The 26,468-nt window shown below is 28.1% G+C and carries 36 protein-coding genes and 1 tRNA gene; 31 read left to right on the top strand and 6 right to left on the bottom strand.

Annotated elements, in window-relative coordinates; genetic code table 11:
- Positions 1 to 116: 116 nt before the first annotated feature.
- From J7J62_04000 to J7J62_03850, 31 genes are all read left to right on the top strand, one after another.
- Positions 117 to 293, top strand: a complete 177-nt coding sequence (locus tag J7J62_04000) for a hypothetical protein (protein ID MCD6124317.1) — start codon at positions 117 to 119, stop codon at positions 291 to 293.
- Positions 294 to 303: 10 nt separating this feature from the next.
- Complete coding sequence (locus J7J62_03995) at positions 304 to 681, top strand: hypothetical protein (GenBank protein ID MCD6124316.1); 378 nt, start codon at positions 304 to 306, stop codon at positions 679 to 681.
- A gap of 37 nt (positions 682 to 718) precedes the next feature.
- Positions 719 to 925, top strand: a complete 207-nt coding sequence (locus J7J62_03990; protein MCD6124315.1) for a hypothetical protein — start codon at positions 719 to 721, stop codon at positions 923 to 925.
- A gap of 1 nt (position 926) precedes the next feature.
- Positions 927 to 1,853: a hypothetical protein gene (locus J7J62_03985; GenBank protein ID MCD6124314.1), complete on the top strand. Its 927-nt coding sequence runs from the start codon at positions 927 to 929 to the stop codon at positions 1,851 to 1,853.
- A 167-nt stretch (positions 1,854 to 2,020) separates the two neighbouring features.
- On the top strand, positions 2,021 to 2,224 hold the full coding sequence (locus J7J62_03980) for a hypothetical protein (GenBank protein MCD6124313.1): 204 nt from the start codon (positions 2,021 to 2,023) through the stop codon (positions 2,222 to 2,224).
- A gap of 9 nt (positions 2,225 to 2,233) precedes the next feature.
- Complete coding sequence (locus J7J62_03975; GenBank protein MCD6124312.1) at positions 2,234 to 2,467, top strand: hypothetical protein; 234 nt, start codon at positions 2,234 to 2,236, stop codon at positions 2,465 to 2,467.
- A gap of 1 nt (position 2,468) precedes the next feature.
- Positions 2,469 to 2,672, top strand: a complete 204-nt coding sequence (locus tag J7J62_03970) for a hypothetical protein (protein ID MCD6124311.1) — start codon at positions 2,469 to 2,471, stop codon at positions 2,670 to 2,672.
- Positions 2,644 to 3,306: a hypothetical protein gene (locus J7J62_03965; protein MCD6124310.1), complete on the top strand. Its 663-nt coding sequence runs from the start codon at positions 2,644 to 2,646 to the stop codon at positions 3,304 to 3,306. Before J7J62_03970 ends, J7J62_03965 begins: the two co-directional genes overlap by 29 nt.
- A 65-nt stretch (positions 3,307 to 3,371) precedes the next feature.
- Entirely contained in the window at positions 3,372 to 3,536 is a 165-nt protein-coding gene (locus tag J7J62_03960; protein ID MCD6124309.1) for a hypothetical protein, read from the top strand.
- Positions 3,536 to 5,029 carry a hypothetical protein gene (locus J7J62_03955; protein MCD6124308.1) on the top strand — a complete coding sequence of 498 codons (1,494 nt, stop codon included), beginning with the start codon at positions 3,536 to 3,538 and terminating at the stop codon, positions 5,027 to 5,029. The genes J7J62_03960 and J7J62_03955 overlap by 1 nt, the downstream gene beginning before the upstream one ends.
- A gap of 1 nt (position 5,030) precedes the next feature.
- On the top strand, positions 5,031 to 5,705 hold the full coding sequence (locus J7J62_03950) for a hypothetical protein (GenBank protein ID MCD6124307.1): 675 nt from the start codon (positions 5,031 to 5,033) through the stop codon (positions 5,703 to 5,705).
- Positions 5,706 to 5,716: 11 nt separating this feature from the next.
- A complete protein-coding gene (locus tag J7J62_03945) occupies positions 5,717 to 6,022 on the top strand; it encodes a SprT-like domain-containing protein (protein ID MCD6124306.1) in 306 nt (101 codons plus the stop codon).
- Positions 6,003 to 6,752 carry a hypothetical protein gene (locus J7J62_03940; GenBank protein MCD6124305.1) on the top strand — a complete coding sequence of 250 codons (750 nt, stop codon included), beginning with the start codon at positions 6,003 to 6,005 and terminating at the stop codon, positions 6,750 to 6,752. The genes J7J62_03945 and J7J62_03940 overlap by 20 nt, the downstream gene beginning before the upstream one ends.
- Positions 6,753 to 6,766: 14 nt before the next feature.
- Positions 6,767 to 7,099 (top strand): hypothetical protein, encoded by a 333-nt coding sequence (locus J7J62_03935; protein ID MCD6124304.1) that lies wholly within the window; start codon positions 6,767 to 6,769, stop codon positions 7,097 to 7,099.
- 11 nt (positions 7,100 to 7,110) lie between these two features.
- On the top strand, positions 7,111 to 7,545 hold the full coding sequence (locus tag J7J62_03930) for a hypothetical protein (GenBank protein MCD6124303.1): 435 nt from the start codon (positions 7,111 to 7,113) through the stop codon (positions 7,543 to 7,545).
- An 18-nt stretch (positions 7,546 to 7,563) separates the two neighbouring features.
- Positions 7,564 to 8,538: an AAA family ATPase gene (locus tag J7J62_03925; protein MCD6124302.1), complete on the top strand. Its 975-nt coding sequence runs from the start codon at positions 7,564 to 7,566 to the stop codon at positions 8,536 to 8,538.
- Positions 8,535 to 10,301 (top strand): hypothetical protein, encoded by a 1,767-nt coding sequence (locus J7J62_03920; protein MCD6124301.1) that lies wholly within the window; start codon positions 8,535 to 8,537, stop codon positions 10,299 to 10,301. Before J7J62_03925 ends, J7J62_03920 begins: the two co-directional genes overlap by 4 nt.
- Before the next feature lie 44 nt (positions 10,302 to 10,345).
- Entirely contained in the window at positions 10,346 to 11,056 is a 711-nt protein-coding gene (locus J7J62_03915; GenBank protein ID MCD6124300.1) for a hypothetical protein, read from the top strand.
- On the top strand, positions 11,053 to 11,751 hold the full coding sequence (locus J7J62_03910) for a metallophosphoesterase (GenBank protein MCD6124299.1): 699 nt from the start codon (positions 11,053 to 11,055) through the stop codon (positions 11,749 to 11,751). Before J7J62_03915 ends, J7J62_03910 begins: the two co-directional genes overlap by 4 nt.
- A 1-nt stretch (position 11,752) precedes the next feature.
- The gene (locus tag J7J62_03905; protein ID MCD6124298.1) at positions 11,753 to 12,007 is read left to right on the top strand and encodes a hypothetical protein; all 255 of its coding nucleotides are present in this window, start codon (positions 11,753 to 11,755) and stop codon (positions 12,005 to 12,007) included.
- Between the two features lie 17 nt (positions 12,008 to 12,024).
- Positions 12,025 to 12,195 carry a hypothetical protein gene (locus tag J7J62_03900; GenBank protein MCD6124297.1) on the top strand — a complete coding sequence of 57 codons (171 nt, stop codon included), beginning with the start codon at positions 12,025 to 12,027 and terminating at the stop codon, positions 12,193 to 12,195.
- Complete coding sequence (locus J7J62_03895; protein MCD6124296.1) at positions 12,182 to 12,379, top strand: hypothetical protein; 198 nt, start codon at positions 12,182 to 12,184, stop codon at positions 12,377 to 12,379. The genes J7J62_03900 and J7J62_03895 overlap by 14 nt, the downstream gene beginning before the upstream one ends.
- Positions 12,379 to 12,451 (top strand) — tRNA-Lys (locus J7J62_03890). Before J7J62_03895 ends, J7J62_03890 begins: the two co-directional genes overlap by 1 nt.
- 25 nt (positions 12,452 to 12,476) lie before the next feature.
- Positions 12,477 to 12,665: a hypothetical protein gene (locus J7J62_03885; GenBank protein MCD6124295.1), complete on the top strand. Its 189-nt coding sequence runs from the start codon at positions 12,477 to 12,479 to the stop codon at positions 12,663 to 12,665.
- A gap of 11 nt (positions 12,666 to 12,676) precedes the next feature.
- Positions 12,677 to 13,036 carry a hypothetical protein gene (locus J7J62_03880; GenBank protein ID MCD6124294.1) on the top strand — a complete coding sequence of 120 codons (360 nt, stop codon included), beginning with the start codon at positions 12,677 to 12,679 and terminating at the stop codon, positions 13,034 to 13,036.
- Positions 13,037 to 13,111: 75 nt separating this feature from the next.
- Positions 13,112 to 14,602 (top strand): DEAD/DEAH box helicase, encoded by a 1,491-nt coding sequence (locus tag J7J62_03875; protein MCD6124293.1) that lies wholly within the window; start codon positions 13,112 to 13,114, stop codon positions 14,600 to 14,602.
- A gap of 63 nt (positions 14,603 to 14,665) precedes the next feature.
- Positions 14,666 to 17,911 carry an AAA family ATPase gene (locus J7J62_03870; protein MCD6124292.1) on the top strand — a complete coding sequence of 1,082 codons (3,246 nt, stop codon included), beginning with the start codon at positions 14,666 to 14,668 and terminating at the stop codon, positions 17,909 to 17,911.
- 36 nt (positions 17,912 to 17,947) lie between these two features.
- Entirely contained in the window at positions 17,948 to 18,403 is a 456-nt protein-coding gene (locus J7J62_03865; GenBank protein MCD6124291.1) for a hypothetical protein, read from the top strand.
- 254 nt (positions 18,404 to 18,657) lie between these two features.
- Positions 18,658 to 18,870 carry a hypothetical protein gene (locus tag J7J62_03860; protein MCD6124290.1) on the top strand — a complete coding sequence of 71 codons (213 nt, stop codon included), beginning with the start codon at positions 18,658 to 18,660 and terminating at the stop codon, positions 18,868 to 18,870.
- 160 nt (positions 18,871 to 19,030) lie between these two features.
- Positions 19,031 to 19,597, top strand: coding sequence for an AAA family ATPase (locus J7J62_03855; protein ID MCD6124289.1), 567 nt, complete (start codon positions 19,031 to 19,033; stop codon positions 19,595 to 19,597).
- On the top strand, positions 19,594 to 20,079 hold the full coding sequence (locus tag J7J62_03850) for a hypothetical protein (GenBank protein MCD6124288.1): 486 nt from the start codon (positions 19,594 to 19,596) through the stop codon (positions 20,077 to 20,079). Before J7J62_03855 ends, J7J62_03850 begins: the two co-directional genes overlap by 4 nt.
- Here the strand turns inward: J7J62_03850 and J7J62_03845 are convergent.
- From J7J62_03845 to J7J62_03820, 6 genes are all read right to left on the bottom strand, one after another.
- Positions 20,063 to 21,853, bottom strand: coding sequence for a hypothetical protein (locus J7J62_03845; protein ID MCD6124287.1), 1,791 nt, complete (start codon positions 21,851 to 21,853; stop codon positions 20,063 to 20,065). The two genes, J7J62_03850 and J7J62_03845, sit on opposite strands and share 17 nt — an antisense overlap.
- An 8-nt stretch (positions 21,854 to 21,861) precedes the next feature.
- Complete coding sequence (locus J7J62_03840) at positions 21,862 to 23,490, bottom strand: CAP domain-containing protein (GenBank protein MCD6124286.1); 1,629 nt, start codon at positions 23,488 to 23,490, stop codon at positions 21,862 to 21,864.
- A 2-nt stretch (positions 23,491 to 23,492) separates the two neighbouring features.
- Positions 23,493 to 24,227 carry a hypothetical protein gene (locus J7J62_03835; protein ID MCD6124285.1) on the bottom strand — a complete coding sequence of 245 codons (735 nt, stop codon included), beginning with the start codon at positions 24,225 to 24,227 and terminating at the stop codon, positions 23,493 to 23,495.
- On the bottom strand, positions 24,227 to 24,727 hold the full coding sequence (locus tag J7J62_03830; GenBank protein MCD6124284.1) for a hypothetical protein: 501 nt from the start codon (positions 24,725 to 24,727) through the stop codon (positions 24,227 to 24,229). The genes J7J62_03835 and J7J62_03830 overlap by 1 nt, the downstream gene beginning before the upstream one ends.
- A gap of 6 nt (positions 24,728 to 24,733) precedes the next feature.
- The gene (locus J7J62_03825; GenBank protein MCD6124283.1) at positions 24,734 to 24,967 is read right to left on the bottom strand and encodes a hypothetical protein; all 234 of its coding nucleotides are present in this window, start codon (positions 24,965 to 24,967) and stop codon (positions 24,734 to 24,736) included.
- Position 24,968: 1 nt separating this feature from the next.
- Positions 24,969 to 26,468, bottom strand: a 1,500-nt coding sequence (locus J7J62_03820) for a hypothetical protein (GenBank protein MCD6124282.1), incomplete at its 5' end; no start/stop codon positions are given.

Genomic DNA, 26,468 nt, shown 5'->3' with positions numbered 1-26,468 from the left:
AGATATAGTTTATTGGAAAGTTGATGATTTAATAAAAAAATTTTTTGAAAAAGTTAATAATAATATCAAAATAAAAGTTAATGAATCAGACATTATTTCCATATCGGAGGTGAAAGATGGTCAAGACAAATAATTTAATAAAGACATTGGCAAAAAAATATAATGTATCAGAAGAAGAAGCAAAAAAGCAGGTAGAAGAAGCAATAAATGAAACAGCAGAAGAATATGGGTTAGATCGCAAAATAGCAGAAGAAATAGTAAAAAAGGCAATGCTTATTGAATTAACTCTTTAGGAGATGAAAAATGAAGACATTAAAGGGCAGACCAATCGGTTTGAAAGCTTATATGACTAAGGATCAAATGAAAAGGCATCTATTAAAAATCAAGGAAAAATGGGAGAAAGAAGGATTTACTAAAAATCAAGTTATTAATGCTATTTATACTAAATGCAAACCATTAGGCCTTGTATCCAATTTTTATTGGAAAAGGTATCCTGAAGCAGCAGAAAATTTAAGGCAGGCATGGAAAGAATTAGGCTGGGTAGAAAATGAAACTATTATGGATAGTTTTGCAAAATTAAGGTCTAGTCTGGAAAATTCCAAGAAGAAAACAAAATTAGTAAGGCTTAAAATGCCAAAAACTGAAAAGGCAATAGTTGATTATTTGAATCAATTTTTTTAAAAAGGATTGACTTTACATTTTGGAATGATTAAGAAATATGGAAAGAATTTTAAATAAAATAGGACAACAGTACAAACATTATCTTTGTGAAAAATTGAAAAGGAAATGCTTTGAACAATTAGGGAGGTTTGATGATATGCTTTATATATGTAAAAAAGAAGATAGGATACTTATTAACGCTGAAAAAGGAATTTGTTATAGTTTATATCAATGGATCAAAGAAGTTTTAGAAGAGGAGAATTAAAATGAAAGTAAAACCAACAATAAAGGCAAAAATAAAAATTTTTGTGAAGGAAGGAAGACTATTAATTGATGCAACAACAGCATCTTATATAGCTAAAAATCTATTAAAAAATATATGCCCATTTTTAGAATCACAATTGAAGAAAGAAGATACTTTAGTTACAATTTATGCAAAAAAACCTAAGATACTCCAAGATAATGATTATTACATTTACTATTATAAAATTAAGTACAAAAATGGAAAAGAGATTGAAATAGGAGTAAAGGATGATTTTATTGATTTACCTATAGTAGAAGTCCATATGATAACCTATACGGGAGTAGAATTTCAAATTTGGCCTGTAAGTAATGAAATAGATCAAATTAATAATCTATTATCTAGTTTAGAGAAATGTGATAAAGTCGTACATCTCAAAGTTTGGTTTAGCAATGCTAAAATAGTTAAATATAAAGTTACTTTCACTGATGGGATGAAGGTTGAGAAAGTAATTGAAGATATTGAAGTAAAGAAAGATACCATTATTAAGGCATTTGAAGATGGTAAGCAGTTGCCATATTACTCTTTCAAAGTGCAAAAGGCATATGAAATATTAAAACAAAGGTACAGTTGGATTAAAAATATTAAAGAAATAAAGATGATTTTGAAAGGTAACAAGATAATGAAATATGATATTAGCTTTGGAAATAATAATAGTATAAGCGTTAGCAATAGCGATGGAATAGATATTTATTCAAATAACAAAAATTATTCATTGCCCAAACCAAAAAAGGTTCAAGAAAAAAAGGAAGTTAAAAAAATATTGATTAGAATCCCAAAAGGATATGAAAAATATATTACAAATTTTGAATTATCTAAGAAAGATAGAAACAGCTTAATTGGCAAAATTCCAATCGATAAACTAAATGACAAAATTATGTTCTTAATATAAAAAAAGGAGGTACAAATGAAACTTTATTTATTACTTTATATATGTATTATTCTAGCTGTTATTCATCAATTTGCTGGCCAGCCGTGTATGATGGGAATAATATTAGCATTTATGTTTACTATCATTTTATACTTAATGAGTATTCAATAATTTAAAGGAGGTTTTAAATGAATATAACTAAAAAAGAATTAAGGAAGGCAGTAATTAATTCAAGCTGGGATTTTCCAAGCGTTATTGCTGAACTTGAAAGACAAGGCATTCCACCAGAAAAAGTAATAAGAGCTATAAAATGGTGTGCCTTTTTTAAAGTGCCTGCTGAAAAATTAGCAGGCTATTTAGTATGTATTTTTGGTTTATTAGGTATAAAGTAGGAGGCAAAAATGAGAGAAATAAAAGATTGTTTTGTCTTCACAAATGGAATGGTAATGGCATTTGACAAAAATGGTAAGCAAATTACTGAATGTCAGGGATTTATTCTAGATGTTGCAGATAAGTTGTTATCATATTGCAATAAACAAACTCAATGGCACTTTGCAAAATGGCAAGAGTGGGCAATCCCAGTAAACTTTAATTGGCGCTGGGAAAAAGATAAAAAAATCATTTGGAGTGATTAAGATGAATGGTAAGCAAACATTTAAGCAAATGGCTTATACATTTATGAAATACTATGAAAGTAAAATTGAAAATGAATTAAATAAGAATGACCTAAATTTGAGTCATTGGAAATTGTATCAATTGTATAGGAAAGCATACATAGAAATGAATGATGAAATTTATAAAGGAGCTAAAAATGAAGACATTCTTCAAGAAGAACTATAAATTGCCTTTATGTAAATTTAGAGGATCAAAACACAATATCAAATTTCCATGTTATGTATCATTAAAATTAGATGGTGAATTGCAATATATTATTAAAAGGAAAGATACTGTATTTAGTGTTAACAAGGATAAATATGGAAGATATAGATTAGATTATCCTGCCTTACATGAGTTCAAAAAGTTGAATCTTCCAGATGGAATCTATTTGGCTGAATTGTATTATGGCAGTGGGAAAACAAAAGAAGACTTTTATCAATTGCTAAGGAACAAAGCAAGTGATGATTTGAATTTGGCTTTGTTTGGGATTTTGCAAAAGTTAGATAGAACTAATTTTGATGCTAGACAAACCTTCAATTACTTCAGTCATTATTGCAAGTTAACAAAACATTTTGAGCATTTAAGGATAATTCCAATGTGGATGGTTATGAATTGGAAAGAGCTGAATCAATTGATAAAGAAATGGATATATGAATTGGGATATGAAGGTTTAGTTGTTAGGAATGAAAATAGTATATGGGCAGATGGACAACATACAAATTGGATAAAAATAAAAAGAAAAGATAGGGAAATCGCACAAAAGAATAAGAATGGAAACAAAGTTAATTTCACATTTAATTATGGAATGTGGTTATAAGGTCTTGACATTGAAGTGAAAAATGATTATTTCAAAGGTAAGGAAATAAAAAAAGGAGATTGAAAATGAAAGAAATAAAAGATTATATTAAGCTATTTAGTTTTAGGCCATTAGATATGGCGGCTTATATAATGTTAAAAGAAAGATGTCTAAGACTTTTTTACAAAGATACTCTTATTGATATTGGCCTTTTTTGGGTCAAAACTGCTAAAATAGAAGGAGGTATATAATGAAAAAAAGATTAAAGTTACGATTAACAGATATTTATGAAGTTCCAGTATCAGATATTCCGAGAGAAGCTTTAGGTGATTTTTTAAGAAAATATAAAAAAGAATTTCCTTTTATAAAAGTTTTTGCAAATCATTGCTATGCGGATATTAATGTTCCATATAGTGTTTATATTTACGCGGAGAATAGTAATATACGTTTAAGGCCAGTAGGAGCTATTAATATTCAAATGGATGATAAGTTTTTTGATCATTTTAGCATTTTTCACGATTATCCAATGAGTTTTAGGGGACTTGAATATGTAAATACTTTCAAAATCCGCATTAATGGTCATTTTGTAGGACATTACCTATATGAATATAAAGTATTGCTTTTAACGGATTTTACGCACAAAGTTGGCTATATTGATTATGCATATCAAGCTTTGTTAGCCATAGTTAGAGTATTAGGAATTGATACTAATTGGAGTTTACCTAAATCAAAAAAGAAAAAAGAAAAGGTAAAAGTTAACATCACTTTAGGATGTGATCCTGAATTTATGCTAAAGAAAAGGACTTGGATTAGGGCAAGAGATTTTTATGATACATTAGAAAATGAAATAGGTTGTGATGGAGCAGGCACACAGTTAGAATTAAGGCCAAGTCCTCATTCCAATCCTGCTATTGTAATAAGAAATATTAAAAAATTACTAAGAAAAGTTAAAAATGATGGGTTTGACATTCAAATTGCAGATGAAGCACCACTAGGTGGGCATATTCATGTAGGCTTTAAATTCAATGGTAGAAGCAAGGCTATTAGACCATCTGATGAGCTTTTAACCGCATATGATGATTTTTTAGGAAAAAGAACAAATAAGTTATGTTACAGGGAAGGTTATGGATATTTAAGTAGCTATGAAACCAAAGATTGGGGTTTTGAATATAGAACGCCTTCTGCGGCTATATTCGCACATCCTGAAATTGCAAGAATTTCAATGAAGATAATAAAAAATCTAACTAAATTGGCTGTAATGAAAAAAGAGATACAATATAATAGATTACCTACAGAAGAAGATTATATAAAAATAGCAGGTTTATCTAAAAAAGAAGCAGCAACATTTTTGGCATTTGTTAACGAACCACCAAAACCACCATATAGTATCCTAGAATTTTGGAAAATCAAACCTCCTAAAGGAGAAAAAAGGCGGGTTACCTATCCATTGGAAGTTAGATTTGGAGATGAATGGATGGATGGAGTAGCAAGAAAAGTTATAAAGTGGGCAAATAGTTTGCGTTTGAAAAAACCAGTACGCATGATATTATTTGGTTTGAAAGAAAGTAGGGGGAAGGTAACATCGGGGATTAAAGTTAGGGGTTACAAACTTATAGAACATGAATATACCAAAAATGATAAGGCTAAAGTTGGAATAGCATGGCATTTAAGGCAAGGAATTGATGACATTGAAAAGATATTTAAACCATTAAGAAGATATATCAAAGAAAATTTAGGAGGTTAAAATGTGCGTAATAGCTTATTGCAAACATAGAAAAATGACAAACTTGGAAATTAAAAATTGCTTCATTACAAATAGCGATGGAATTGGCATTGCATGGCAAAAAAACGGACTAGTGCATTTCAAAAAAGGATTTATGAGTGTAGATGAATTCAAAAAATTCTATGAAGATTTCCATTATCTACCACATGTAATCCATTTTAGGAATGGTACTAGTGGTGGAAAAGTAGCTGAATTAACACATCCTTTCAAAATAGACTTTGATAATCCATTAGAAGGAAGGACAAAAAAGGGAGTTTTATTTCATAATGGCGTACTTAGAGATTGGCGTGATAGATTAAGTTTAGTAGCTTTTTATTGTATAAAAAAAGGAATCAAATTTCCTAGTGGTGAGTTCTCCGATAGCAGAACTATCGCAATTTTATTAAATATTTTAGGTATAAATTACATGGAAACCATAGATAGTGGTAAGTTTATTATAGTTTTGCCTTATAAATTAATATTATATGGAAGCTTTGTAGAAGAAAAAGGCATTTATTTTAGCAATGCTTCTTATATTAGTGGTAAAACATATGGCTATGAATATGGCTATAATTATCATGCAAATTATAGAAATGACCATGTAAAAAAATATAAAATAGATAACAAAACAGGTAAGTTAATACCAATAAATAAATAAGGAGTTTTAAAATGTTAAGATGGTTAAAATTGAAAAAAATAGCAGAAGAAATTACAAAAGAATCTGTGGATATACATATAACTACACAGTTGAAAGAAAATATCAGGGGAGTCTGTACCAGAAATATGCAAACTAATGGCGTGGAAATCTTGTTAAACGCTAAATATGCAAAAAAGGAAGATGATGTTATTGAAACCTTAGCGCATGAATTAGCACATCTAAAGGTTAAAGGACATGGCAAAAGCTTCCAGAAAGAAATGGATAGGATAAAAGAATTAATAAAGAAGGGGTTAAAAGATGGTAATATTGACAAGTAACGAAAGTGGAGAAAAATTAGCTAAGTTATTAGGATGTGATTGTACATATGGCACTATTGCTGATAAATTAAAGAATGATATTGTTATCAGGTTTGGAAATACTAAGAAAATAAAAAGTAAACATATTGAGATTAATAATACATTTGGCATTGAAGTGGCTAAAGATAGAAGATTATTTTATCAATATATGAAAAAAGCTAAAGTTAGAACTCCATATTGCCTAAATGCAGATAGTTTTCCTATTTATGCTTACAAAAACTATAGTGAAGGTGGAAAAGGCATAATCCTATTAATGTCTAGGCATGATCTTAAAACGGTTAGGAAAAATGGGATTGAAATTTCCATTTTTAGTAGATGCGTTCCAATAGCTAGAGAATTTAGGGTCCATATATGTAAATTAACGAATAAAGAATTTAATTATTTGACTTATGAAAAAATACCAAGATATTTTAAGCATGATACATTTATTATAAGAAATTCTAATATAAATGAATATAAATTTAAAAGAATTAATAATATACCAGAAATAAATGAAATGGCAAAAAAGGCATTATTAGGTTGCACTTTAGATTTTGCTGGGATAGATATTGCAATTGATGATGATGATATTATATGGGTATTAGATGTTAATACTGCTCCAGGAATAGTGAAACAAGATACACAAGATTTTTATAAAGAATCATTGAAAACATATATTGACTTTTTATTGAAAGATGATTTTTTAGTATAAAAAGGAGGAAAAAAATGAATAAATATTTACAAAAATTAAATAAAAGACCAAACATAAATTTCAAACTCTTAGGTGAAAATATAAGACTGAAAATTGGAGATTTAGAAGTCAAAGAAGGCGATAGGCTTACTGTTTTAAACAAAAAAGATAAAGTAATTTATGATGGCACAGTAAAATTTATATTATATAAGGATTTAGTGGATTGGGGATGTGATGATGCACATCTTGATTATTGGCATTTAGGATTTGTCTTAGACTGCGTCTATCCAAATCAAAGGCCTACATTAATTGATATTTTTTGGAAAGCTAAAATCAATAATTGGAAAATATTAAAGCATAATGCTTAAAGGAAAAGAAAATGAAAGATATATTTGAAATCTTTAAATTAAATCCAAAAACTATAAATAGTTTTAAACAGAATAAACCTAAATATATAGCCAAAGACTTTGAAAATTTATTTGGCATTGATAAAAGATTAACATATATGATACTTTTAGGTAGGGGGATATTTAAATGGCTAGCAATTAGGGAAAATCTAATAAAATTAAAAAATGAATGGAAAAAAGAAATTACAGAATTGAATAATCAATTGCAAAAATTGCCAAAAAATAGCAAAGAAAGAAAAATATTGGCTGAAAGGTGGAAGACATTAGTAAGATGTAGAGAACAAGTAAGGAAATTATGTCATTCGACTAGATGGCAAGCTCCAAGTAATGATAAAGAGGCAGTGAAGTTTTTAGAACATATAACAAAAAATAAAGGACTTGACATTGAAGTGAAAAATGATTATTAACAAAAAAGGGAGGTAAAAATGAAAAAAAGGATAGAAAGAGAAAAAATAATAGAAATGTTATTAAAAGGTTGGAAACAAAAAGATATAGCAAAAAAATTTGGCGTTAGTCAATCTACTATCAGCATTATTAATAAATCCCTTTCTAAACCAAAAGAAAATAAACTAAATGTTTATATTCCAAAAGAAGATGAATTTGGGGATTATATCCATAGGCAAATAGATGATAAATTAGCTGCTATATTAGAAGCTAATAAAGTAGCACTTTTAGTTGGTGAAACAGGTACAGGGAAAACTTATGCTTGTAGATATTATGCTTATAGGTATAACTTACCTTGTTTGATAATAAGTTTAGATGATAATTCAAAATTTAATCACTTGTTAGGATTTAGGGAAATTAGGAATAATGAAACTACATTTGAACCTGGCTTAATGGTTGATTTTTTACAAAATCCATCATTAATTTTGTTTGATGAAATAAACGCATTACCTGCTAAAGCTGCATTTAGGTTCCATGAAATGATAGAAAATAGGAGCTTATTTATTCCTGAACTTAAAAAAACTATTAAAATTCATCCTGAATGTAGAATTGCCTTTGCATGTAACCAAAAGAATTTGAGATATATTGGCACAAATAGCTTCAATGCTGCATTTCTAGATAGATTAATTGTAATCAAATTTCCACATTTTACACAGGAAGAATTGGCAAAACATCTTAAAGTAGAAGAAGATATCTTGCAATTTTATACCAAAGCAGTGGATATGATTAACAAAAATGAAATGCGCACTATGTATAGTATTAGAACTATCAAACAATATCAACTATTACGAAGCATCGGTTTTAATAAAATGGAAGCATTTAAAATTGCCTTTATAAATAAGGCAATGCTAAATGAAGAAGAAGAAGCAATGGAAAAACTGACAATTTTGTTGCTAAAAGATGATGAATTAGCAATGAAAAAATTAAAAACAAAATCAGAGGTTTGGTACAAATGAATAACTTAGAAAGTTTAAAATATATCTTTAATACTTTCACTGACCAAGATGTAAGTATTGTAGCAACTAAAGATGCCCCGAGAACCGATTTAACAGAAAAAATCATTTATATCCCTCAGAAATACTTAGATGCAAAAATTGATGATGTAAATAGACAAATCCTTCTGCATCTGCTGTTTCATGAAAGGGCACATATCTTATATACACCAATATCTTATCAAAGAATGATAGGCAATTATTCAAGTGCAGTGAAATTTATTATCAATGTATTGGAAGATATTAAAGTTGATACTAAAACATTAAATGAAAGAAAGTTAAAAAATACTAACTTACTTGTAATTAGGCATAATGCTACCAAAAAAATAATTGAAGAGAATTTAGAAGATTTTAAGAAAAATCCCTTGTTTATAAATGCATTATTACATCTTTATCTGCACTATTGTTATCCAGATATTGATTTTGATGATCACGCAAAGAAAATAGCCAATAAAGTTGCAAAAAAATTTGGAAAAAGGATAAATCTTTTAATGTATAAAAGGTTTAGCTTGGAAAAGGAAATTGAACTTGCACATGATATTTTAAATTTTTTAAGGATAGAAATTCCAAAAGAAAGGAATAAGACTCCAATTGAAACTGTAGATAATTCGGATATAGATAAGAGTCAATTACTAACAGATGAAGAAAAAAAAGATTTGAAAAAATTAATGACTATAATTGAAATTGAAAAACAAAAGAATCAAAAATTAAGAGAAATTATGTCAGTAGATCAGTATGATGAAAACATAATTAATACACGAGCGAATGCGTACAAATCTTTGATTGATCGAATATTAAAAGATGATGATGAAAAATTGATTTCTAAAAATGAATTTGAAAGAAGATTTAATATTAAATTTGATAAAAATTTACTCAATCTTTACAAATTTTTAGAATCAGCAACAATGCAATCAAGATGGCTTGAAAATATGAGAAAAACAGCAAATAGATTAAGACATAAAATATTAAATATTACCAGACTGGTAAACAATGGAGCTACGTTAGATGTAGGTTCTGAAGATACTTTTACTAGACTTTTTAGAACTATATATGATTATAAAAATCTAAAGTTAACTACAAAAAATGAACAAAATATAGAAAAAATAAAATTAATTCCAAAGGAAATTAGACAAAAATTTGAAAATGGTATTCATTTAAGCAATGAATTAGAAAATTGGTTTACTAAGGATATTACAAACTTATTTGAAGCCGAAGCTATTGAAACGGAAGAAAAGAAGGTTTATCTCTTTGTAGATGTAAGTAGTAGCATGTCACATGAACAAATCCAATGGGCAGTGCTTACAGTAAAGGCATTTAAAAAAAATGCTGAGTTAGATAATTTTGAACTTTATAAATTTAATACCAGAGTATATAAGTGGAATAAAAAAGGAAATATAGAAGACTTTTTCAAAGATATTGGTGGCGGAACCTCTTATACTCAAGTTGAGAAAGAAATAAGTAGGTTAAATGATGATACAGATAGAAAGTTATTTATAATCTTAACAGATATGCATTTTTATCCATTTGAATTGGAAAGGATAGATAAAATGATTGGATATAATCAAAATATTATATTCTTATTGATAAGAAAAAAATTAGGTTTAGAGCGTATGGCAAAAACATTTATTCCAAGATTGCGCCAATATTTTAAAAAATATCTTTCACCTACATTTGATGCCTATGTCAAAAATTTAAATAATATTTTAAATATTTATTTAAGGACTTGACTTTTAAATAAGAATGATTATTGAAAAACAAAAAGGAAGATAAAATGAAAAAAATAGCAACATTAAAAATTAAAGTAAATGATTTAGTAAGTACTAATGTTGGTGTCTATAAATTAAATGAAGATGATAATGGAAGCATTTTCCATGAATACTCATCTTGTTGTAAAGAAAGGATAAAATATGTCAAAGTTTGTGGAAATTGTGGAAAAGAAGTTACAGAAATATTGAAAGGTATTAAATTAGATGATGAAAAGTTAATTTTCTTTCACAAAGAAGATTTAGAGCAATTGAAACATGAAGGTAAAGTAATAAATCTAATCAAAACTGTAAAGCAAATAAATCCTTTATACTTTGCAGGTGAGCTTTATATATTGGAAGCAGAAAAAGATGATAAATTAATAAATTTAATTGCTAATTATAAATGGTTGGGACATATGATTTTAAGGGGAAACATGATTAATGTAGCTGTATTTCCATTTAATGGGCAATTACTTATGGCAAAGATAAGGCCAATCAGGAATATCAAAATTGAAGTTCCAAAAACAAAAGTGACAAAAAAAGAAAAAGAACTTTTTGATAAAATTGTAGAAGAAAAAAATAAAGAAGAATTCACATTTTACAGCAAATCTGAATTCATAAAACAAGTAGCTTTGGATTTGACAAATAAGAAGAAAAAGGCTAAAAAGAAAAAGAACAAAAGAGAAAGTCTTATTAATTTACTAGAAGAATCTATAAAAGAGGTAAAAGAAATATGAAAGAAATGTTGAGAGAAGCTAAAAGAATCTACTTTAGTGACAGCCACATTCCAAGATGTAATGAATTTTTTGTGGAATGGCTTATAAAAATTATAGATTATAGCAAAGCTAAAGTCTATGGACTAGGCGATATTTTTGAACTAATAGAATGCACTAAAGATGAAGTTAGAAACAAAGGGATTATTGAAATGGGTTTACTGAGAAAATTAAATAATATTGGAAGATTATTTTTATTAAAAGGGAATCATGACATGGATGCTGGTAGATGTCTAGGTTTTCCTTTTTATACTGAAAGTGACAGATTTTATTATTCCATTAGTGGAGTTGGCTTCTACTTTATGCACGGACATCAATTTGATCCTATATGTAAACATACTTGGCTATGGAATATTCTTAGGCATATAGTACCATATTTTGTTACACCAGGAAAAGCTAAATATGGACAAAAACAAAAAATATATGATGCTACTGTGAAAAGAATATTAAATAATGTTTATAAGGCAAACATTAGCTTAGTTTTTGGACATACACATTGGGCAGGAATTATATTAAGAGAAAATGGAAAAGTAATAATTAATATAGGCGATATGTTAGATAGTTGCACTTGGCTATTAGAACACAAAAATGGAAAGTTTTATTTATTTAAAAAATGGGAAATAATGGCTGAATGGCCTAAAAAAATCAAGGAGGTATAAAATGTCAAAATTAGAGATTAGAAAAAAATCTCATAAATACATTGCCACAATACAAAGGGAAAGGAGTAGTTATACTTTGAATTTGGAAATTGAAGTGAACAAAGATTATATGCAAATGAAAGGAACAGATAATCTTAGTACTGAAGTTGGTATTCATATGAATGTACGTTTTATAGATGCATTTGTTAGATTATTGCAAGAAATCAATGAATATTGCAAAACCATGACAGAAGATAAAGTACAAATCAATACTTAAAGCAGAGGTGCAAAAATATGGAAAAAAAAGATTGTAAAATAAAGGAAATTTTCGAAATAGTACAAAGGATTGAAGCGAACATTATAAGGATAAGGGAAGAATTAAATGAATATTATGAGGTTCTTGATAAAATTGGTGATACTTTATTAGAAATAAAAAAAAGGAGGGAAGAAAGTGAAAGACTATGATTTTAAAAAGCAATGTCCGTTTTGTGAAAGAGAAACTAAACATAGGCTAATCCTATCTTGGGAAGATTACTTTGTAGTATTATGTATAGAATGCAATAGACTTTATGAATATAGAAAAGTTAGAAACCCTAAGGCCAGAATATTTGATACGCCAGAAATTGCCATGCAAAAAGAATATTTCTAGGGCCGTTAACTCAGTTGGTAGAGTATCGGCCTTTTAAGCCGAGAGCCGCAGGTTCGAATCCTGCACGGCCCATTATTTCCAAATGAAGGAGGATAAAATGAAAGGAAAAACGCTATGCTATGGTATTGATTGGAAAGATGAAGATAAAGTTATAGTACATCCGCCAGAACCTGACAGCCCATATTGGGAAGTCGTAATTATAAGGGATAAATATAGTAAAAGGATAGAAGCCAATGAAATGATAATCGAATATGAAAATGATAAGATTGTAAGCGTCCACTATTGAAGGAGGCCAAAATGAAATACATTGATTATGTGGAAGACGAAGAAGGAAATAAAATAATTCGTGGAAAAAAATTACCAAAAGATTATGATCCTGTTACTTTGCCATTAAGAAAAATCAAAATAATTGAACCTGATTATCCTTGGTTTGAATGTAGAAAACATAAATTTCGTGCAAAGACCAAAGATTGGCGCAGAATATGCGCACTAATGATATTGAGAAAACAATGTAAAAATTGTCCAATAGCAAAAGAAATTCCAACTGAAATGGTTTTAGAGTGGAAAAGAAGGATTAGGGAATCATGGACAAAAATTGGGAATTTGGATTTGTTTAATAATAATTTCATTGAAATAGATAGTATTCTGGAGGAATAAAATGCAAATTTTAGCTGTAATAATTTGGATAGCAATAATTATTTATATTATTAAAGGAAGAATTATTTATTAAAGATGTATATTTATAATTTAAAATATAGGGCAAATCTTATTGAAGATGAAAAAACTGATTTAAGTAAATTAAAAAAGTGGGCTAAAATTTATCAACATGATTGTAGAAAATTTAATCAAGGAAAATTTGAATCATCAATAGAAATTCCTAATTTTCTCAAAATTCCACCTTTAGATTATCAAATTCCAATAGTTAGATTTGTTTTAAAACATGTCCGTGTTGCATTATTTTTAGAAGTTGGAAGTGGAAAAACTTACATCAGTTCTATAGCAATGATTAATAGAATGATAAAAAGTGGTGGAAGCGGACTAATTCTATGTCCAAAGACAATTAAAGTTCAATGGAAAAATGAATTAAACAAATTTTTTGATTTAAAATTTCCAGTCATAATTTACCCTGAAGAAGAAATTCCAGATAATCAATGCATTATTATAACCAATTACGAACGCATATTAATACCTGAATCTCTTTATAAATTAAGAAATGCAAATATAAAAGCAATTATTATTGATGAAAGTACTAGAATAAAAAATATTAGAAGTCAAACATTTAGAAGATTAATTAAATTAATAAAGCCTATTAAATATAGATATGTTTTGAGTGGAACTCCAATAATGAATAGACCAAATGACTTGTTTACACAATTATCTATTGTCAATCCTTGGGCTTTTCCATACAACTATAATACATTTATGCAATATTTTTTTTATACTATAAGAACAAGTAGATATACTATTCATAAAGTCAAACCTTGGGCAAAAGAAGATTTAAATAAAATTGTATTAAGTAATAGTATAGTCATGAAAGGAAAAGAAATGTCTCTAGAAGCAAAATTAATACAAAATTATATTTTTGAAAAACCTTCCAAACAACAATATATACTAGCATGTGATGTTAGAAAATTAATATTTGAAGATGAAGATGCACAATTGCAAGTAATAAAGAATAGATTAATTAAAGAAATGGAAATTAGTTCTGGTTGGATTAAATTGGATGATAAAATAAAACATTTTGGAAGCTCAAAAATAAATAAAGTTATTGAAAAAGTTAAAGAAATTTTAAAGAATAACGAAAAAATAATAGTTTGGGTATGGTTTAGGGAAACTGCGTTGATACTTGCGCATCATTTCCGAGATGATTGTATTGTTTTATTAGGAAATGCATCAAATAGGAATGAAATCATCAACAAATTTAAAACTGAAAAAAATTTATTGATAGCACAAATTGAAACGGCAAAATATGGATTAAATTTACAAGATGTATGCAATAGAATGATTTTTTGTGAATTGGCATGGAGTCCAAGTTCAATTAAACAATGCATTGCTAGATTACATAGATATGGACAAAAGAAACCTGTATATGTAGATTATTACATTACAAAAAACTTGATAGATGAATTCATGTTAAAAACTGTCAAAGAAAAAAGAAAGGTAAATATGCGAATTTTGTCTAAATTTATGAACAAAATTAGAACTATTGAATCTACAAAGTAAACTAAAAAATACCTATTGACTTTTTATTAAAAAATTGCTATATTTTAAAAAAGGAGGCATATTATGAAAATAGCCAAATTAAAAGATAAAGATAAGATTATTGAAGTGCCAGTAATCCCTTCTACAATAATCGCATGTCCCTTCCAAACAACTAGAATCAAAGGTGAAAATAAATTAATTGATTTCTTTGGAAAGGAGAAACAATTCAAAGTTTTTCTTGAATACAAAGAAAATAAAGGCGTTGTTGCTGAATTTTTAACAATAGATGAATTTATTAATTTATTTTTAGTTGTAAGATATGTTGCTGAAATTAAAGAAGATGGTTTCATTTATGAATTTGAACTTGATTGGGATATAAGCGAAGAAGAGAAAAAGGCATATGATTTAATGCTATTGGAACAACAAGATTATGTTAATAAAATTGCCAGTATCATCAGAATAAATCCTGATATCCTTTCCGACGGTAAATATACATTTTTAGATAGAATACATTTACTTGCTGGATATCTTCCAGATATGGAAGCTAGAAAGGAAATTTTATTTGAAAGAAGCATTAAAACTAAAGTTGAAAAATTATTATTTCATATTTTAAGGGAAAATAAGGCAATTGAATGGAAAAAAGAACTTCAAATAAAAACACAAAAGAAATTAGATGAATGGGCAAAAAAGAATTTCTTACATGCACAAATGGAAGTAATTAAAAAAGAACTTGGCTTGGAAAAAAGGGTAGATGAATTAAAGAAAAAAATTAAAGAAAAACAAGATATACTTCCAAAAGAAGTTAAAGAAAAACTTGATAGGGAAATTGAAAGGTTAATGGCAATAAGCGAAAGTTCACCTGAAGCTGGTAATATTGAAGATTATATAAATTTTATTCTTGAATTACCATGGAATACTTACACAAAAGATAACTTAGATTTAGCTGAAATTAAAAAATATTTAAATAATACACATTATGGAATGCAAAAAGCAAAAGAAAGGATTTTAGAATATTTGGCTGTTTGGAAAGTTAAAGGTCCAAAATCCAATATTCTATGTATGATTGGGCCACAAGGTGTTGGGAAAACTTCGCTCAGCCAAAGTATTGCTAAAGCATTAGGAAGAAAATGTATCCAAATATCATTAGGTGGCGTTTCTGATCCACATTATTTAAAAGGATTCCGCAGAACATACGTGGGGAGTCAACCTTCAGTAATTATGCAAAGAATTCATTTAGCAAAAAGTAAAAACCCTGTCATTATTTTAGATGAGATTGATAAGGTAGGTAAACATTCTATTCATGGATGTTATAGCGAAGATACTGAAGTTCTTACAATAGATGGCTGGAAATTATTTAAGGATCTTAAACTAGAAGACAAATTATTTACCGTAAATAAAGAAGGTAAAATAGAAATTCATAATCCAACTAAATTATTTGAATATGATTATAATGGAAAAATGTATCATTTTAAAACTCTATTTTACGATTTATTAGTGACACCAAATCACAATATGCTTGTTAACATACGAAATAAAGAGAAATATACATTAGTACAAGCAAAAGATGTTAAAAGAGGTACATATAGTATTCCACGACAGGTTATTTGGAAAGGTGAAGAAAAAGAATATTTTATATTACCTAAATTGATAAAAATAAGACAATACAAAGCTAATACTTATACTAAAACATTTATTACAGAATATCCAGAAAAGAAAATTAAAATGGATGATTGGCTCGCATTTTTTGGTATCTGGTTAGCTGAAGGTTCATATAAAGAATACGTAGTAACCATAAGTCAAAATAATGAGAAGATTAGAGCAGAAATAAGAAAATTATTAGAAAAATTACCTTTTAAATTTGCCGAACGCAAAAATCCACATTCACCGCAATTCGAAATTTGCAGTGCCCAATTGGCTTCATATTTATCGCTTTTTGGAAGATCTAAAAATAAATTCATTCCTAAAGAAATCAAAAATTTAAGCTCTAGGCAATTAAGAATATTATGGGAATGGATGATGAAAGGCGATGGATGCAAGTATCGACATTTGACTCATCACGAATACAGTTATCATTATAGTACAGCTTCAAAGAAATTGGCTGATGATTTCCAAGAAATAACTATGAAAATAGGTTATAGCGCTAATATCAGATCTTGTAAAAAAGGTGGCTATGATCCACTCTATCAAATTGGTGTTCATATCAAAGGAAAAGAATATGTTATTAGAGATATACGTAAAAAAGATTATAATGGTAAAGTTTATTGTTGTACAGTTCCAAATCATACAATGTTAGTAAGACGAAATGGGAAAATGTGTTGGTGTGGAAATAGCGTAGAGGCTGCTCTTATGGAAATCCTTGACCCTGCTGTAAACCATGAATTTAGGGATCATTGGGTGGAAGTACCATTTGATTTAAGTAATGTATTGTTTATTTTAACAGGCAATTATATCGAAAATATCAATCCTGTTTTATTGGATAGATTAGAAGTCATAGAATTAAATGGTTATACAGATATTGAAAAATTGTATATTGCAAAAGATTATATAATTCCAAAAGAAAAGAAAGAAGTTGGAATTAATGAATTGTTTGATGTTAAATTTGAAGATGAAGCTATTATTAAAATTATCAAAAAATATACAAATGAAGCTGGTGTTAGAAAATTAGATGAAAAAATTAGAAATATTTTGAGAAAAGTATTAAAAGATTATTTTGAAAAAGGAATTAAAAAAGAGATAATAACAAAAGATGATATAGAATATTACTTACAAAAACCAATCTATAAATATAAATTGGAAGGAATCGGTATTGTAAATGGATTAGCTGTATCTGGAACAGGCGGCAGCATATTGCCTATTGAAGTGACATTAGTACCAAAAGATGAAGAAAAACAAAAAATTCATATAAGTGGAAACTTAAAAGATGTTATCAAAGAAAGTGTAAATATTGCTATTGCTAATGTTAAAAGATTATATAAAGATTGGCCAAATGATGTTGATATTTACATTCACGCTATACCAGGAGCTGTTCCGAAGGATGGGCCTTCCGCTGGAATTGCCATTGCAACTGCTGTATTATCAGCAATCAAGCATCAAAAGATTAAAAAGAATATTGCAATGACTGGAGAATTGAGTTTAACTGGAAAAGTATTGCCAATTGGTGGCCTACAGGAAAAAATAACTGCCGCAGTTAGAGAAGGGATTAAAGATGTTCTAATTCCAATTGGAAATAAAACTGATTTGGTTGATATAGATGAAGAAACAAAATCTAAAATTAATATTAAATTTGTAAAAAACATAGAAGAAGTTTTTGAATTTTGTTTTAAAGAATGAAAGCTATAATAGAAAAATTAAGTTAAGGATTTAAAAATGAAAATAGATTTGTTTCCAATAGTAAAGAAAATCGAAAAATTAAAAGAAGAATGCGAAGAATTAGAAAATAAAAAATACATTTGGAATGTTTCGTTCTTTGATGGAATTAAATTTGCCTTAGATTATATCCAAGGCAAAGAAAATAAATCTTTAAAAGAATTTTATGATAATTTAAATCTTGGTTATGAAATTAAATACATTAAAAGAACATGTGAATGTTGTCCTAGTCAATGGGAAGTTAAATTGGCAAATGGAAAAATGGTTTATGTGCGCTATAGATGGGGAAAATTGAGCATAAGAATATCTAATGGAGAAACAGATGATATTTGGAAGGCAGTAACTGGTGAAGTAATATTCGAAAAGAAAATAGGCACTGAGTTTGATGGTTACTTGAACGATAATGTTATGAAACAATATTTAAAATCGGCATTAGAAAAATATAAAGGAGTGTAAGATATGTGGATCATTTGCCAAAATGGAAATTTACTAAATATAGCCAATGGAAATATTATTTGTATTAAAAGATGGTGTAATGACTTTAGATTAGTATTCATATCAGACAAAAAAGAAGTTTGCATTTACCAAAGTAGTACTGAAAAATCTATTAATGAATTTTTTGATTATTTTAAAGAAAAACTAATTATAAATGGTATATTGATTGATATATTCAAAAATTACAAAGAAAAAAAAACAAAAAATATTAAAATATGAAGATTAATATGTGTAAATACCCAGGATATTGGATTGATCGTTATGGTAGAATATATAATATTAAGGAAATTTCAGACAATTATCTAAAAAATATTGTTAACTTTTTAAAGAAAGAACTAAAATTCAGAAGACGCAATTTAGAAATCATTGCAATTCGTAATAAAATTGATGAACTTGAAGAAGAAATGCTTAATAGGGGAATCCTTTAATATGAATATATCGAGATTCCATAAAAATTTACTAAAGCAATGGTGTAAAGAACACAATTTACCTTTGGCAAAATGTATTAAAAAAGCCATCAATTCCAAAAATGAAGAAATTAGAATGAGAGCGCTATTTTTTAAAACTTTGAATAAAAGGTGATAGAAAATGATCTTTTCACTTTCAGGAAGCCACAATGTAGGGAAAACTACATTGTTCAATTTGTTAAAAGAAAATGACTTATTGAAAGGCTTCACTTTCCTTCCAGAAGTTGCTAAAGCATTATTGAATGTTTTACAAAAGGATGCTAAAACTTTATTAACTGCTAATCCAGAAATTGCTTTTAGATGGGAATGGATGATTAATGAAATGGAATATTTCAAATTTGATATTTGGAAAAATCATTTGATTATTACAGATAGGACATTTATTGATTCTTTAGCATATAGCAAAGTAAATTTAGAACAAAAATATTTTAATTTAATTTATAACAAAGTAAAATACAACATAATCAAATATGATATTTATACATTTTTAATTAGAAACAAAAAAGAAGATACAGAAATTATTTATTATATAAAGAAGTATATAGATGAATTTCATCTTCCATTTGAAGAAGTTTATGTACCAGAAATGGAAACAGAAGAAGGTAAGCAAAGTGTTAACATGGAAATAGCAAATCAAATAGCAAATAAGATTATTGAAATATCTAAAGAATGGGGTGGAATACTGTGAATAGAATTATTGTTAGAAGTGAAGAATTAATGCCAAAAAAGATAAGTGATAAAGAATTAATCTGCTATGCTTCTATCAAAAATAGTGAAATAGAAGTATGGAAAGACCATAATACAGTCAATATTACTACAGATATGGATGAAGTTCAAAGGAGATTGATTCCTGAGTTTAGAACCAGTAATAATGAAAATTTAAATATAAATAAAATTATTATTTATCCGAATGCCAGATACAAAATTGAATTAGGTATTAAATGTCAAATAGATGATGAAAATTATTTAATGTACTTAAGATTACTAGATAGTTTGGCAATGCAATATGGATTAATACAAATTACTAATGCATTAGTAAAAAATGATATTTGGTTAAAAATAGGATTTCATTCTAGTAGTAAATTTACATTAAATCATAAAAGGCAATTGGCATTATTAAAATTTTATCCAAAAATACCAAGGGATTTAAAATTTATTGTAAACTCTTAATTAATCTTTGTAAAGTCAATATCCAATATTTAAATTCGTTTTCTATTTCTATATCTATTATTTGATAATTCTTTTTTAACGTATATTCAAAATAAGGCTGTTCTTTGTCAATATATTTGCTATCAAATATCCACTTATTGCCATTTTTATCTTCTAATTCTGAATGGCAAAAATAAAATAAACCTTTGTTTAATGCTTCTTCAAGTGGATTTTCAGATATTTCCTTATCTATATGATATTCTGGTGTTTTTATAAGCATATATTTATCATAATTATTTATATCATGATATAAATAATATTTAGTCACAGCAAAAATATTATTATATAGATAAGGTATTTTTATAATATATTCAGGATCAAATGGGTTTTTTCCAGTTCTCTCTGATTCTATCTGCAATGCAGGATCACACCCAACATAACCATCACCATAATAAAGCCAAATGTTTTTCTCACAATCTGCACACATATCCCAATCATATACAGTATGAATAGGACCTTCTACTACTACTTGTTCGACTGTATTACCTTTACAAATACTTCCATAATAGAAATTTTGAAATTGAGCAGTAGTATTATCTAAACATTTAAGATATGCATGATAATGTATAGTGATCACACCACCATTAACTTGATAATAATTCCCCAAAAAAGGATAAAAACAATCAAGATATGTCCAAACACTAGGAACAACAAAATTCTCTTCTTCCATTTCTGTTACGACATGACAATCTTGTTGAACACAATTAAAATCTTCTATTATTTTAGGATATTCATCAATTATTATATCATGTTGATAAATATCTTGTTCAAAAGTTTTCAAATAATTGCCCCTAAAAGGCTCACATGGGTCCCAATGTTTATCAATTTTTATTTCTTCCCAACTTTCTGGGAAATCTTGCCATGTTGTTCTATAATACACTCTAGGGTAATGGCCTGATGGATGATTAGGACTATAAGCATATATATTTCCATGTTTATCGCATAACAATCTATAATGATTTAAGTCATAATTCCCTAATTCATAATTTTTAGCAATTATAGTTTTATCTTCATTTATAAATGTTCCGTCTGATGAATATCTTAATAGAGAAATAATATATCCAATCTTTGATCTATATATCCGTTTGATTATACAAATATGATCATTTGTATAATCAAGCCAATACCCATCAGAAGATTGAGTCAATATTAATCCTTTTTCCGTTAAGATGAATAATTCTGCTTCCTGTATTTCTACATAATGCATATTTCCATACATCCAAGGGGCCTGTTCGGAAATTCTGATAGAAAAAGTTTGCATTATTGTTACAAAATGATTACTAAATTTAAATGTATTGGAAAAAAGATATACAAAACGATTTTCGGGGCAAATACCATATATTCCTGAACAAAGAGTTTTATCCCATGTTTCATTAAGATTAGGAAGTGCATAAGTTTTATCGCCCCACAAAATAACATCTAAACATGGCACTAATCCATCTAATCTTGCAACAACTATTGGTTTATCATCTTCAAATCTTACCAATACAAAATCATCCCTAGCAAAAGCCGAAGATGCACCTTCTAATGCCCCATTATCTCTTTTTTTAACATCAGGATAACAATGATAAAAAATCGGCACATCTTCATAAACTTCAGAAGTTTCCATTTTATCTTTATCGACTATCACAATTTTACAAGTATCATCTTCATAATTAATCTCCTGTATTTTCCCCCATTCAAAATTATGTCTTATTACTGGATATGTTGCATCTTTTGCTTCCAATCTTGGCATATTTTTACCTATGCATAAAATTTTTGTGGTACTATTATATCACTTGATGGATCGAGTGTATATGATACATTAGAATCACTTAATATAGGTGGGCTTCCATCTTCTTGATACATTGCAAATTCACCATGCCAAGGATAGGGCCATTTGCAAGCTGGATCTTGTTCTGCTTCAGTCCCATCGTAATTTAAACCTTTGGAAAAACCTTGTTTTTGTATAAACACTCTATCGCCAATTCTATATTCTGCAAAATCTGAACATTTTAACCAATATAGTTCTTTTTGTCCTTTATAAGATATTAGCCATCTTAATCTTTCATCGCCTACCCAACTATTATCGAGAGAATGGCCTAGTCCACCTTCTATAACATTTCCTTCTTCATCTAATAAGCCACATCCTTGTACTATTCCAGAAGTCCAACAAGGTGTTTCAAACCAATTAATTGCCCAAACAAAAGGATTACATTGACTTTCAAATCCTTTTAGCCATACATAAACTATCATATATTCACCTGGTATAAAACAAGCACTATTCCTTAGCGACCACACAATAAACCAAGTTTTTCCTTGGTTCATTATACCCATATCAACTAATGGATCGGCCTTTTCTTTTTCCCAAACAAAGCGCAAAAAATTATCAGATGGTATAGTTTTTCTTTCATCTGAAATTTTACTTAAATCTGGTTTAAATACTGCATAACAAGGTGATTCTTCAAATCTAAATTCCATTTTTTCGATTGCACAATTTCTTGGAATAGGAATTTCTGTAACTATATATGGCAAAGGTCGTTCAACATTTTCCACTGTATATGATTTTTGATACCAATGGATTTTCTGCAAGCATTCCGTTGCGCATTCCAATGTCGGAAGTGGGACATCATATAATTGCCTATCATTCGGATGTAAATAAATTAAATCCACTACGGCAATATATTTAAATATTGGTTTATAATTTACTACATGAGTTTCTTTCTGTAATCCTACACCTATTGCATTATAATGCGAGTACAATATTTGCTTTCTTATTGAAGGATTGTTTGACCAATTAGTTATAAAATCATTTGTCACTTGTTCAATTGAAACATCCTGTTCATTATATTCTATATAGTCAACTATTTCATAATTATTAATAACCCTACAACCATAATTTTGTAATCTCAACCTTGATGTTCTTCCTAAACTATCAATGCCATTTTTAGGACAACAATAACCTTTTATTACCATATCATTGCAAAACCATTGTGCGGCAGAACATGCATTCGAATCTAAAACTAATTCGAAACATGGCTGTGGACATTCTTCAGGATGTGTTTTACGAAGATTATTGAAAGAGTCTAAAATTTTATGTGAAAAATTCTCTATGTCGCCTTCGCCTTGTTCTAACTCATCACAAGCTGGAATGCAAAACAAACAATCAATAACATCCTTATCAGAAGGCAATAAATAAACATCAAATCTATTTCCAATATCATATCCTTTATCTATTAAATAACTTTGAATATTTATTTGTTTTAGCTTTCCTCGATCATCTAAAATTCTTTCCAAATTCATACTACTTTCGCATTTACCATAAGAACATAATCCTGTTGGCTTCCAAGGTTCTGGACATAAATATGCTGTTATGTTTCTTCTTGTTGCCATAATTATTCCACTACAAAATAATCATTTGCTATCATATCTTCATCGCTTGACTGGTAACCGAACTTAACCATTTTCAATGAATGTTTCCCTGTTCTTAAATTACCTAGATTAATTTGCCCATTATCAGTAGTCACACCAACAAACTTTCCATCTACATATACTGAAACACCCTCAATAGGCAATCTAGTGCAAGCATCACGAACTGTTAAATAAACTGGCACTTCTTCCACTTTAAAATTAACAACTATTGAGCCATACATAGATTCTTTAATTGCTTCTACTAAAACTTCAGCTTCTTGATTAACACTTGATAATGCTATTCTATCAAAATAACTAACATAGGTTATTCTAGCTATTCCAGAAACTTCTTCTGATGCTGTAATATCCCAATTAGTTATTGTCAATGTAACGTCTTCAGGATAAGTTCTACCAAGCCAAGTCCAACTTAATAATTCAAATAATGGATATGATAAACTAGCAGTTTTGCTTCTTGTAAAAGTAATATTTTGTTCAATAGTCTTTGGAATAGAAGAGCTTACTAATGAAACTGTTCCTAAATTACTTCTTAACGTAGGCATTAAACAACAAGGAAATAGTCTTATATAAGCAGTATCAACTTGTGGTACAAAAACATTTTTATTTTCATTTACTTCATCATCTAATTCCAAAACAAATCTACCTTCAGTAATTTCACAAACTTTGGAAAATCTCAGTTCAATAGACGTTTTTGCGGCCATTATAGTACCTCCTCTATATAAACCAAAACAGGATATTCATCATAATCTCTTGGTCCTACTGATACAGCATAAGAACGATATATTACACCATACTTCAATCTCAAAATTGCAACGCCAGTTTCACTTGTTCTTATTATAGTATCAGAAACTGATATTGATCCCAAAGAATTACCAAGCCAATTTGATGAAATTACTGAATCAATTGGATACTGTGTATTAGCTTCATTTACATTAGCAAATTGAATATCTTCTTCATGTTCAAAATAACCTGTCCCTTCATTGAAAATTGAACCATCACTTGATTCTAATCTAATATTCATATTCTTTGGATTTGTGAATACACGAAAATAAATTTTTTCACCATATAAGAAACATGTTTTACCTTGATTTTTTTCATCATCCATTTCAACATTAATAAAATGATCTTCAACAGCACAAGAAGCTGCAAAAGTTAAAACTATGCTGGCTTTTGCAATATTATTTTGGTTTCCATTGGCCATTTTGCATTACCCCTGTATTCTTATTTTTTTAATTTTTTTAGCAAAAGAAGAGGTTTTTGTCAAAATTAAATATTGGTCATTAACTTTTCCAATTACAACGTTATCATTAACTTTAAATCCTTTAGCACCAAATGCCTTAACTGTGTTATTCCCAATTTTGACTAAATAATTTGAACCACTATATGCAATTACTGTGCCGTTTTCTATTATTTTTGGTTTAATTAGATCTAATATTTTCATATTATAACACCTTTCTGTATTTTTCAATATTTAACGTAAGCCAAACCTTCAAAGTATCTTCTTCTAACGTTATACTAATGTCACTTTGCTTTACTAAATACTTACCATACAAATTATAATAATCGTCAGCTAATGAAACAACTTGACCATCTTCTATATCTACATATGGTAATTTTACAGTATGCTTTATTTTCTGATAATAATTATCATCAAGAAATGCTTGACCTCTCAACACAGCCATATATTCTTCATTAATCAATTCATCTTGAATTGGTGATGCAGGTCTATTTCCATCACCAATAACAACATTCAAAACTATAGTTTCTCCTTCTGGCACAATCACAATAGATTTAACTTCTGTTTCTTTATTGCATGTCAATTTCCATTCATCATATAATGTCTTATAATTGATTCTCAAATAACCGCCTGCACAATTGCTACATTGAACATTAGTTCTATCAAATTCAATAGTTCCCAAGGGTTCTTTTTCATTTTTCTTTTTAATACCACCTATCCATTCATGTGAAATCAAATCATAAACATATTTAGACGTATTTCCTGATTCATTTTCAATATTGATATTTTCTGTAACTTCTTCAGTTTTATTGGAACTTATTTTAGTAATGGTTCCATCTGTTGAAAAAACAGTATAGTCAATATCAAATGGATATTTATAAACTTTTAATATTGCATCTTCTTTTCCTATTTCAAAACAAGTTTTATCTGTTTCAATTGAAAAATAAGATTCCATTTCCGAATAATCAGCACCACGAACTTCTACTGAATCATATAATGCTGCTTCTTCATTATAATCAAGTGAAACCAAATTAGAATATCTATCTAATTCATAAACTGCATCAGCGTCTTGTAAATCTTTAGGTCTTATTGGAAATTTATACCTAACTAATAATGAACCATCAGATTTTGTCCTTACTACTCCACCAATTACTTCTGCCAACCTAGAAATTCCATCAATTGGATAACCTTGATAGGTAAATTCTTTTACATAATAATCGTAAATTTGCCAATCTACATTTATACTTCCAGCCAATTCTTGAGCAATTTCGCTTGCTTTTTTATCTTTGATTACATAATTAGTACTTATTGAAAATGGCTCGGATAAAATTGCAGCTTTACATCTTCCCCATATATTAAATTCACGGCTTTCTTCAGAACCTTCCCTACTTTCTAACAGAAATTTCATAGTTTTATTGCTTATCTTTAATTCAATTCTTTCTAATCCACTATTATAATATGGATCACATTGTTTAAATAATTTTGGGTCAACTATTGTAAGTTCTATATGATTGAAAATTTCACTTTCCCTTCTATAAACATCAATCTTAATTACCTTATCTTTTATAGAAATTCCGTCCAATTTAATATCCCAATCATTATATTCCAAAAATCTTGTACAAATTTCTTCTTCTCCTGTTTCTGAAGGATATAAATATGAAAGTTCATTTATTAATGATTGATTTGCTGCTAAATAATCTATAAT

This window comes from bacterium, from assembly GCA_021159335.1.
Lineage (GTDB): Bacteria > UBP14 > UBA6098 > B30-G16 > B30-G16 > JAGGRZ01.
This window is presented reverse-complemented; position numbering and strand designations above follow the sequence as displayed.

Excerpts from the sequence above, each read along its gene's own strand:
- J7J62_03995 (MCD6124316.1), top strand. The coding sequence starts at position 304 with ATGAAGACATTAAAGGGCAGACCAATCGGTTTGAAAGCTTATATGACT.
- J7J62_03905 (MCD6124298.1), top strand. The coding sequence starts at position 11,753 with ATGTCAAAATTAGAGATTAGAAAAAAATCTCATAAATACATTGCCACA.
- J7J62_03910 (MCD6124299.1), top strand. The coding sequence starts at position 11,053 with ATGAAAGAAATGTTGAGAGAAGCTAAAAGAATCTACTTTAGTGACAGC.
- J7J62_03875 (MCD6124293.1), top strand. The coding sequence starts at position 13,112 with ATGTATATTTATAATTTAAAATATAGGGCAAATCTTATTGAAGATGAA.
- J7J62_03915 (MCD6124300.1), top strand. The coding sequence starts at position 10,346 with ATGAAAAAAATAGCAACATTAAAAATTAAAGTAAATGATTTAGTAAGT.
- J7J62_03865 (MCD6124291.1), top strand. The coding sequence starts at position 17,948 with ATGAAAATAGATTTGTTTCCAATAGTAAAGAAAATCGAAAAATTAAAA.
- J7J62_03845 (MCD6124287.1), bottom strand. The coding sequence starts at position 21,853 with ATGCCAAGATTGGAAGCAAAAGATGCAACATATCCAGTAATAAGACAT.
- J7J62_03840 (MCD6124286.1), bottom strand. The coding sequence starts at position 23,490 with ATGGCAACAAGAAGAAACATAACAGCATATTTATGTCCAGAACCTTGG.
- J7J62_03975 (MCD6124312.1), top strand. The coding sequence starts at position 2,234 with ATGAGAGAAATAAAAGATTGTTTTGTCTTCACAAATGGAATGGTAATG.
- J7J62_03825 (MCD6124283.1), bottom strand. The coding sequence starts at position 24,967 with ATGAAAATATTAGATCTAATTAAACCAAAAATAATAGAAAACGGCACA.
- J7J62_03860 (MCD6124290.1), top strand. The coding sequence starts at position 18,658 with ATGAAGATTAATATGTGTAAATACCCAGGATATTGGATTGATCGTTAT.
- J7J62_03925 (MCD6124302.1), top strand. The coding sequence starts at position 7,564 with ATGAAAAAAAGGATAGAAAGAGAAAAAATAATAGAAATGTTATTAAAA.
- J7J62_03985 (MCD6124314.1), top strand. The coding sequence starts at position 927 with ATGAAAGTAAAACCAACAATAAAGGCAAAAATAAAAATTTTTGTGAAG.
- J7J62_03965 (MCD6124310.1), top strand. The coding sequence starts at position 2,644 with ATGAAGACATTCTTCAAGAAGAACTATAAATTGCCTTTATGTAAATTT.
- J7J62_04000 (MCD6124317.1), top strand. The coding sequence starts at position 117 with ATGGTCAAGACAAATAATTTAATAAAGACATTGGCAAAAAAATATAAT.
- J7J62_03870 (MCD6124292.1), top strand. The coding sequence starts at position 14,666 with ATGAAAATAGCCAAATTAAAAGATAAAGATAAGATTATTGAAGTGCCA.
- J7J62_03830 (MCD6124284.1), bottom strand. The coding sequence starts at position 24,727 with ATGGCCAATGGAAACCAAAATAATATTGCAAAAGCCAGCATAGTTTTA.
- J7J62_03930 (MCD6124303.1), top strand. The coding sequence starts at position 7,111 with ATGAAAGATATATTTGAAATCTTTAAATTAAATCCAAAAACTATAAAT.
- J7J62_03960 (MCD6124309.1), top strand. The coding sequence starts at position 3,372 with ATGAAAGAAATAAAAGATTATATTAAGCTATTTAGTTTTAGGCCATTA.
- J7J62_03980 (MCD6124313.1), top strand. The coding sequence starts at position 2,021 with ATGAATATAACTAAAAAAGAATTAAGGAAGGCAGTAATTAATTCAAGC.
- J7J62_03945 (MCD6124306.1), top strand. The coding sequence starts at position 5,717 with ATGTTAAGATGGTTAAAATTGAAAAAAATAGCAGAAGAAATTACAAAA.
- J7J62_03855 (MCD6124289.1), top strand. The coding sequence starts at position 19,031 with ATGATCTTTTCACTTTCAGGAAGCCACAATGTAGGGAAAACTACATTG.
- J7J62_03970 (MCD6124311.1), top strand. The coding sequence starts at position 2,469 with ATGAATGGTAAGCAAACATTTAAGCAAATGGCTTATACATTTATGAAA.
- J7J62_03835 (MCD6124285.1), bottom strand. The coding sequence starts at position 24,227 with ATGGCCGCAAAAACGTCTATTGAACTGAGATTTTCCAAAGTTTGTGAA.
- J7J62_03880 (MCD6124294.1), top strand. The coding sequence starts at position 12,677 with ATGAAATACATTGATTATGTGGAAGACGAAGAAGGAAATAAAATAATT.
- J7J62_03990 (MCD6124315.1), top strand. The coding sequence starts at position 719 with ATGGAAAGAATTTTAAATAAAATAGGACAACAGTACAAACATTATCTT.
- J7J62_03955 (MCD6124308.1), top strand. The coding sequence starts at position 3,536 with ATGAAAAAAAGATTAAAGTTACGATTAACAGATATTTATGAAGTTCCA.
- J7J62_03950 (MCD6124307.1), top strand. The coding sequence starts at position 5,031 with ATGTGCGTAATAGCTTATTGCAAACATAGAAAAATGACAAACTTGGAA.
- J7J62_03935 (MCD6124304.1), top strand. The coding sequence starts at position 6,767 with ATGAATAAATATTTACAAAAATTAAATAAAAGACCAAACATAAATTTC.
- J7J62_03920 (MCD6124301.1), top strand. The coding sequence starts at position 8,535 with ATGAATAACTTAGAAAGTTTAAAATATATCTTTAATACTTTCACTGAC.
- J7J62_03885 (MCD6124295.1), top strand. The coding sequence starts at position 12,477 with ATGAAAGGAAAAACGCTATGCTATGGTATTGATTGGAAAGATGAAGAT.
- J7J62_03940 (MCD6124305.1), top strand. The coding sequence starts at position 6,003 with ATGGTAATATTGACAAGTAACGAAAGTGGAGAAAAATTAGCTAAGTTA.
- J7J62_03900 (MCD6124297.1), top strand. The coding sequence starts at position 12,025 with ATGGAAAAAAAAGATTGTAAAATAAAGGAAATTTTCGAAATAGTACAA.